Annotated in this window: 6 protein-coding genes and 2 rRNA genes; 7 read left to right on the top strand and 1 reads right to left on the bottom strand. The window is 70.6% G+C overall.

Annotated features, from left to right (window positions below; genetic code table 11):
* Both ACFVYA_RS48900 and rrf read left to right on the top strand, forming a co-directional pair.
* Window positions 1–106, top strand: a 23S ribosomal RNA gene (locus ACFVYA_RS48900); the annotation flags it as partial.
* Window positions 107–187: 81 nt separating this feature from the next.
* Window positions 188–304, top strand: a 5S ribosomal RNA gene (rrf, locus tag ACFVYA_RS48895).
* A gap of 324 nt (window positions 305–628) precedes the next feature.
* Here the strand turns inward: rrf and ACFVYA_RS48890 are convergent.
* Window positions 629–1081, bottom strand: coding sequence for an Lrp/AsnC family transcriptional regulator (locus ACFVYA_RS48890; RefSeq protein ID WP_285988587.1), 453 nt, complete (start codon window positions 1079–1081; stop codon window positions 629–631).
* Between the two features lie 111 nt (window positions 1082–1192).
* On the opposite strand from ACFVYA_RS48890, the gene ACFVYA_RS48885 reads away from it, so the two are divergent.
* The 5 genes from ACFVYA_RS48885 to ACFVYA_RS48865 all read left to right on the top strand — a co-directional run bounded on the left by ACFVYA_RS48885 (window position 1193) and on the right by ACFVYA_RS48865 (window position 7077).
* Entirely contained in the window at window positions 1193–1645 is a 453-nt protein-coding gene (locus ACFVYA_RS48885; RefSeq protein WP_387055395.1) for a rhodanese-like domain-containing protein, read from the top strand.
* 15 nt (window positions 1646–1660) lie between these two features.
* Window positions 1661–2407, top strand: a complete 747-nt coding sequence (locus ACFVYA_RS48880) for a type 1 glutamine amidotransferase (protein ID WP_387055392.1) — start codon at window positions 1661–1663, stop codon at window positions 2405–2407.
* 94 nt (window positions 2408–2501) lie between these two features.
* Entirely contained in the window at window positions 2502–3635 is a 1134-nt protein-coding gene (locus ACFVYA_RS48875; protein WP_387055390.1) for an anion permease, read from the top strand.
* A gap of 29 nt (window positions 3636–3664) precedes the next feature.
* A complete protein-coding gene (locus ACFVYA_RS48870; RefSeq protein ID WP_387055388.1) occupies window positions 3665–6637 on the top strand; it encodes a bifunctional [glutamine synthetase] adenylyltransferase/[glutamine synthetase]-adenylyl-L-tyrosine phosphorylase in 2973 nt (990 codons plus the stop codon).
* 14 nt (window positions 6638–6651) lie between these two features.
* Window positions 6652–7077, top strand: coding sequence for a thioesterase family protein (locus ACFVYA_RS48865; RefSeq protein WP_285988592.1), 426 nt, complete (start codon window positions 6652–6654; stop codon window positions 7075–7077).
* Window positions 7078–7082: the final 5 nt, after the last annotated feature.

Raw genomic sequence — 7082 nt, 5'->3', positions numbered from 1 at the left:
TGTGGGTTAAGGCCCCCAACAGACCATTGGGTTGATAGGCCAGAAATGGAAGCACAGTAATGTGTTGTCGAGTTGACTGGTACTAATAGGCCGAGGACTTGCCTACGAAGATGTTACGCATCCACTCTACGGTTCTGAAACACCACACCGGTGAACATTGTTCATGGTGTGTGTTGTTTCGTAGTGTTTCGGTGGTTATAGCGTCAGGGAAACGCCCGGTCCCATTCCGAACCCGGAAGCTAAGCCTGACAGCGCCGATGGTACTGCAACCGAAGGGTTGTGGGAGAGTAGGACACCGCCGAACTCAACATGAAGGAAGGGCCTGGGCCCGGTAGAGACCAAGAGTCTCCCGGCTCAGGCCCTTTTTCCATTCCCACCCCACCCGTGTCGACCCCCCAATCACGCGTGTCGACCCTCCAATCACGTGACCGGACCCCCGGGGGCCCGCCGGCCGACCGTTCCGGCACGTGAGTCGCCCATCCAGATACGCGAATTCCGCCTTCAGTCACGCGAGTTCCGGCCTCAATCACGCGAGTTCCGCCTTCAGTCACGCAGGTCCCGCCCCGAAGCACAGCAGGCGCAACCCCGCCGGCGTCGAGATGCATGCCCGCCAATCACGCGCGATGCCTCACCCCGCCCCCGGCCGGGCCGGCGGCCGCCTCCTCAACGGGGACGACAACACCAGCGACGTCGTCGTCTCCCCGTAGCGCTGCACCTTCTCGACCAGCTCCTCCAGCTCCGCCGTGTCCCGGCACAGCACCCGCAGGACCCAGCACTCCTCACCCGTCACGTGATCCGCCGCCACCAGCTGCGGCAGCGGGAGTACCGCCGTGCGGAACCGGGGTGTGTCGAGACTCCGGACGCGGGCTCGCACCAATGCCTCGATCGGTAGCCCCAGCTTCGTCGTGTCGACGCTCGCCGCGTAGCCCGTGATCACGCCGCGCTCCTCGAGCCGGCGGACGCGCTCCGTCACCGCCGAGCCGGACAGCGATACCCGGCGCCCCAGCTCCGTGAAACTCAGGCGGCCGTCGGCCTGCAGGAGCTCCAGCAGGCGCCAGTCGACGTCGTCGAGGTGGTCCACCGCAACTCTCCCGGATTCGCAGGGCCAGTACAGGGAAATCCCCGGCCGGCCCGGGTTTCCACGCCGATTCTGCCCTGTCCCGAACTCGCCTGCCCCAGCAGGATTTGTCCCATGACACGCACCCTCGCCTTCCCCGCCGCGGCACCGGCGGCCGCAATCGAGTACTTCGGCGCCGAACTCGGCTTCGAGGTCGATCCCGACGATCTCGTCCAGGACCTCGAAGCCGGACGCACCGATGGCTACCTCGTCGTCGAGACGCGGGCGCCCGAAGCCTTCGCCCACGCCCGCATCCCCGGCGCGATCAACCTGCCCTACCGCGACCTGACGCCCGAGACGGCCGCGCACCTGGACCGCGACCTCGTGTACGTCTGCTACTGCGAAAGCACCGTCTGCAACGCCGCCACGAAGGGCGCGCTCAGGCTCGCCGAACTCGGCTTCAAGGTGAAACGGCTCTCCGGCGGCATCACCGGCTGGATCGCCGCCGGCTACCCGGTCGAAGGCGACGTCCTCGAAGGCGACATCCTAGAAGGCGACAAAGCCGGAGGAATTCGCTGTGCCTGCTGACCTACCCTGGACAGCGTGACCCGAATCCTGATCATCCAGCCGGACGCGTCGGACCCGCTGGGCCCCCTCGGCGACTGGCTGACCGAGGCCGGCGCGGAACTCGACATCCGCCTGCAGCCGGAGCAAAGCCTGCCCGACCTCGACGGCTACCAGGCCGTCGTCTGCCTCGGCGGCGGCATGGCCGCGGAAGACGACGCCAAGCACCCGTGGCTCGCCGACGTCCGGCGGCTGCTGGCCAAGGCGGCGGCGAAGAACCTGCCCACGCTCGGGATCTGCCTCGGCGCCCAGCTGCTGGCCGTCGCGACCGGTGGCCGCGTCGAGGTCGCTCCCGACGGGCCGGAGGTCGGTCCGCACCTCGTCAGCAAGAAGGACGCGGCGTGGACCGACCCGCTGTTCGCCGACCTGCCGCTCGTGCAGGACGTCCTCCAGTTCCACACCGACGCCATCACCCGGCTCCCACCGGGCGCCGAACTGCTCGCGTCCTCGCCGCGCTACGCGCACCAGGCCTACCGGCTCGGGCGTTGTGTCTACGGTGTCCAGTTCCACATCGAGACGACGCCCGAGGTCGTCGAGAGCTGGGCCGCGGAATGCCCCGAAGAAGCCGAATTCGTCCGGCCGGGCGCACTCGAGCACGAAGCGTTGGTCACCGTGCACGCCGACATCGACGAAACCTGGCGCCCCTTCGCGCACAGGTTCGTCAAACTGGCGGCCGGTGAACTCGCGCCCGCGATGGCGAGTCACCGTACTTTGCCGCTGGCTTAACGACAGAGGTCACAACCAGCAACATCCTGTTAACGGCGGGCGCACCCGTCAGGTACCTTGCGGGAGGAGTCCCCACAAGGGTGCGGAGGTCGGGGTGCAACCCTCGTTGCTGGTCGTGGTCGTCGTCGTCACGGCCCTCATTTTCGATTTCACGAACGGGTTCCACGACACCGCGAACTCGATGGCGACGTCGATCGCCACCGGGGCCCTCAAGCCCCGCGTGGCCGTTGCGATCTCCGCGGTGCTGAACCTGGTCGGCGCGTTCCTGTCGGTCGAGGTCGCCAAGACGATCTCCAGCGGCCTGGTGGACGACACGAAGATCGGCCCGGCGATCGTCTTCGGCGGGCTGATCGGCGCCATCGTCTGGAACCTCGTGACGTGGTTCGTCGGCCTGCCGTCGAGTTCGTCGCACGCGTTGTTCGGCGGCCTGATCGGCGCCACCTGGATCTCCGCCGGGACCGACTCGGTCCACTTCGGAAAGATCGTCGAGAAGGTGCTCGTCCCGGCCGCGGCCAGCCCGGTCATCGCCGGGCTCGTCGCGATGGCCGCCACCTACGTGGTCTACCGCTTCCTGGTGCGGGGCCGGCCGGCCACGCGCGGGTTCAAGGTCGGCCAGATCGTCTCGGCCTCCCTGGTCTCGCTCGCGCACGGCACCAACGACGCGCAGAAGACGATGGGCGTCATCACGCTTACGCTCGTCACCGCCGGCAGCCTCCCGGCGGGCGCGTCGCCACCCGTCTGGGTGATCGTCAGCGCCGCGTGCGCGCTCGCCCTCGGCACCTACCTCGGCGGCTGGCGCATCACCCACACCCTCGGCAAGGGCCTGACCGACATCGAGGGCCCGCAGGGTTTCGCCGCCCAGACGAGCTCGGCGCTGGTCATCCTCGTCTCGTCGCGGCTGGGCTTCCCGCTGTCGACGACGCACGTCTGCTCCGGCGGGATCGTCGGCTCCGGCGTCGGCCGCCGCGACGCGCCGGTCCGCTGGCGGATGGCCGGCCGGATGGTCATCGCGTGGCTGTTCACCCTGCCCGCCGCCGCGATCGTCGGCGCGATCTCCGGCAAGGTCGCGTCGCTGGGCAGCGTCGGCACGATCGCCGTCGGTCTCGTCGGGGTCGGCGTGGGCCTCGGCATCTACCTCCTCTCGCGACGCCACCCCGTCACCGCGCACAGCTTCCAGGTGCCCGAGCCGACGCCCGCCGGGACCGAGCCGGGCCGGCTCGCCGCCTGAGCCGGGTTCCCCGGCTACGGTGGTCGGTGATGGCAGACCGCGCGCGAACGACCGCTTCGGCGGCGAGGTACGGCTTCACCGATCCCCGTGCCGAGGGTCAGTTGCGCGTGGCCGGCTGGTGGGCCGACGGCGGCCCGGCCGAGCCGGCCGCCGACGTGCTCGCGGCGTTGTCCCGCACCGCCGACCCGGACCTCGCGCTGCGCGGCCTGGACCGGATCCGTGAGGCCGACGCCGCCGAGTGGACCGACCTCGAAGAGCGGCTCCGCACCCACCGGACGTTCCGCGGCCGCTTCCTCAGCGTGCTCGGGACGTCGAGCGCGCTCGCCGACTTCCTCGCCGCCAACCCGGACCAGTGGCGCTCGCTCACCGGGGACAAGTGCACCGACTCCGCCTGCTACCGCGAGGCCTTGCGCACGGCGCTGCTGGCCGGCGACAGTTCGGTGCTCACCGGGCGCAAAGCCGAACACGCCCTCAAGGTCGCCTACCGCGGCCAGCTGCTCGGCATCGCCGCCGCCGACCTCGGGCACGTCGTCGAGGCCGGGCTCGAGCACCCGAGCTACGCCGAGGTCGCGGCGCAGCTGACCGAGCTCGCCGAAGCGGCGCTCGCCGCCGGGCTGATCGTCGCCGAGGCCGAAGCCGGCGCGTCCGCCGAGGGCACCTTGGCGATCATCGCGATGGGCAAGTGCGGCGGCCGGGAGCTCAACTACGTCAGCGACGTCGACGTCATCTTCGTCGGCGAAGGCGACCTCGGCCTCGCGACACGGCTGGCGAGCACGATGATGCGCGTTGTCGACAAAGCGTGCTTCGAGGTCGATGCGGCGCTGCGCCCCGAGGGCAAGGCCGGCGCGCTCGTCCGCACGGTGGACAGCCACCACGGCTACTACCAGAAGTGGGCCAAGACCTGGGAGTTCCAGGCGTTGCTCAAGGCGCGGCCGGTGGCGGGCGACGCCGAGCTCGGCCGCCAGTACGCCGAAATGGTGGCGCCGCTGGTGTGGTCGGCGGCCGACCGGGAGAACTTCGTCGCCGAGGTGCAGCAGATGCGCCGCCGGGTCGAGGGTCACGTGCCGTCCGAGCACGCCGAGCGCGAACTGAAGCTGGGGCGCGGTGGCCTGCGTGACGTCGAGTTCGCGGTGCAGCTGCTGCAGCTCGTGCACGGCCGGGTCGACGCGGACCTGCGCTCACCGTCCACTATGGACGCGCTCGCGGCCCTCGGCGAAGGCGGCTACGTCGGTCGTCAGGACGCCGCCGAGCTGGGCGCGTCGTACGAGTTCCTGCGGATGATCGAACACCGGCTGCAGCTGCGGCGGATGCGCCGCACGCACCTGTTCCCCGCGTCGTCGGACACCACCGAGCTGCGCATCATCGCCAGGGCGAGCGGGATCAAGACAACCGGCGGCAAGAGCCAGGGCGAGTCGCTGCTCGCGGAATTCCGGCGGCACGGCAAGGGAATTCGCCGCCTGCACGAGAAGATCTTCTACCGGCCGCTGCTGCAGTCCGTCGCGAACGTGCCGGCCGAGGCGCTGCGCCTGACGACCAAGCAGGCCGCCAGCCGCCTGGCCGCGCTCGGCTACACCGCGCCCGACGGTGCGCTCCAGCACATCAAGACCCTCACCGCGGGTGTCTCGCGACGCGCGGCGATCCAGCAGGCGCTGCTGCCGGTGCTGCTCGACCTCTTCGCCGACACGCCGGATCCCGACGGCGGCCTGCTGTCGTACCGGAAGGTGTCCGAGGCGCTCGAAGACACCCCGTGGTACCTGCGGGTGCTGCGCGACGAGGGCACGGTCGTGGAGAACCTGGCCTTCCTGCTGGGCACGTCGCGGCTGGTGCCCGACCTGCTGGTCCGGGCGCCGGAGGTGCTGCAGCTGCTCGGCGGCCCGGCCCGGCTGCTGGGCCGCACGCCAGCCGAGGTGGCGACGTCGCTGCGGGCCGCGGTCCGGCGTCAGCCCGGGTTGAACGCCGCCGTCGCCGCCGCGCGTTCGCTGCGGCGGCACGAACTCCTGCGCATCGCCTGCGCGGATCTGCTCGGGCTGCTCGACGTGCCCGAGGTCTGCGAAGCGCTTTCGAGCGTCTGGGTCGCCGTGCTGCAGGGCGCGCTGGCCGCGGCGTTCCGCCAGCGGCAGGCCGAGCTCGGCCGGACGCCGGCCCGCATCGCCGTCATCGGGATGGGCCGGCTCGGCGGCGCCGAACTCGGCTACGGCTCCGACGCGGACGTCCTCTTCGTCTGCGAGCCGTCCGAAGGGGTCTCGGACGCCGACGCCGTGAAGTTCGCTTCGTCGGTCGCGGAGACCGTCCGGAAGATGCTGGGCGCACCGAGTTCGGACCCGGCGCTGGAGGTCGACGCCGACCTGCGGCCGGAGGGCCGGAGCGGGCCGCTGGTCCGGACGCTGGAGTCGTACCGCGCCTACTACGCGCGGTGGGGCGAGGTGTGGGAGGCGCAGGCCCTGCTGCGGGCCCGGTTCATCGCCGGCGACGACGAGCTCGGCGCGCGGTTCATCGCGATGATCGACCCGATCCGCTACCCCCCGGGCTTGGACGCGACGAAGGCACGCGAGATCCGCCGCATCAAGGCCCGCGTCGAAACGGAGCGGATGCCGCGCGGCGCCGACGCGACACTGCACACGAAGCTCGGCCGCGGCGGCCTCGCCGACGTCGAGTGGACGGTGCAGCTGCTGCAGCTCCAGCACGCCCACGAGGTCGAAGGCCTGCGGACGACGTCGACGCTCGACGCGCTGGCGGTGCTCCCGGAAGCGGGCCTGGCCGAGCAGCCCGAAACGGACTCGCTGGCCGAGGCGTGGCTGCTGGCGACCCGCGTGCGCAACGCGGGGATGCTGGTGCGCGGCAAGGCTGTCGACCAGGTACCGGGCTCGGGCCGCGACCTGACCGCGGTGGCCCGCGTCCTCGGCCAGTCGGCGGGCGACGACCCGGGCGAGTTCCTGGACACGTACCGCCGCATCACCCGGCGGGCGCACGCGGTGGTGGAGCACCTGTTCTACGAGGCCTGACCTACAGTGGACCGGTGACCGATCGCGAGCCGTTCCGCACCCGGATCAAGGTGCGGCACTACGAGCTGGACACCTTGGGCCACCTCAACCACGCCGTGTACCACTCGTACGGCGAGGTCTCCCGCCTGGAGCTGCTCGAAGCGTCGGGCGCGCTGAAGGGCCTTCCGGGCGTGGCGGCGGTGCTGCTGGAGACGCACGTGGTGTTCCGCCGCGAGCTGCGCGCCGGCGACGAGGTCGAGGTGACGTGCGAGGCCAAGTTCGGCAGCGGCAAGACGTTCAAGATGGATTCGAACATCATCAAGCTCGACGGCACGCTGGCCGCGGAGATCACCTGCACGCTGGGGTTGATGGACCTGGAGCGCCGCAAACTGGTCGAGGACCCGCGCGGCAAGTTCGAGGCGGCGGGCGCGGACCTGAAGCTGCTGTCGACATCGGAGTGACATAA

It is taken from the genome of Amycolatopsis sp. NPDC058278 (assembly GCF_042881395.1).
GTDB lineage: Bacteria > Actinomycetota > Actinomycetes > Mycobacteriales > Pseudonocardiaceae > Amycolatopsis.
This window is presented reverse-complemented; position numbering and strand designations above follow the sequence as displayed.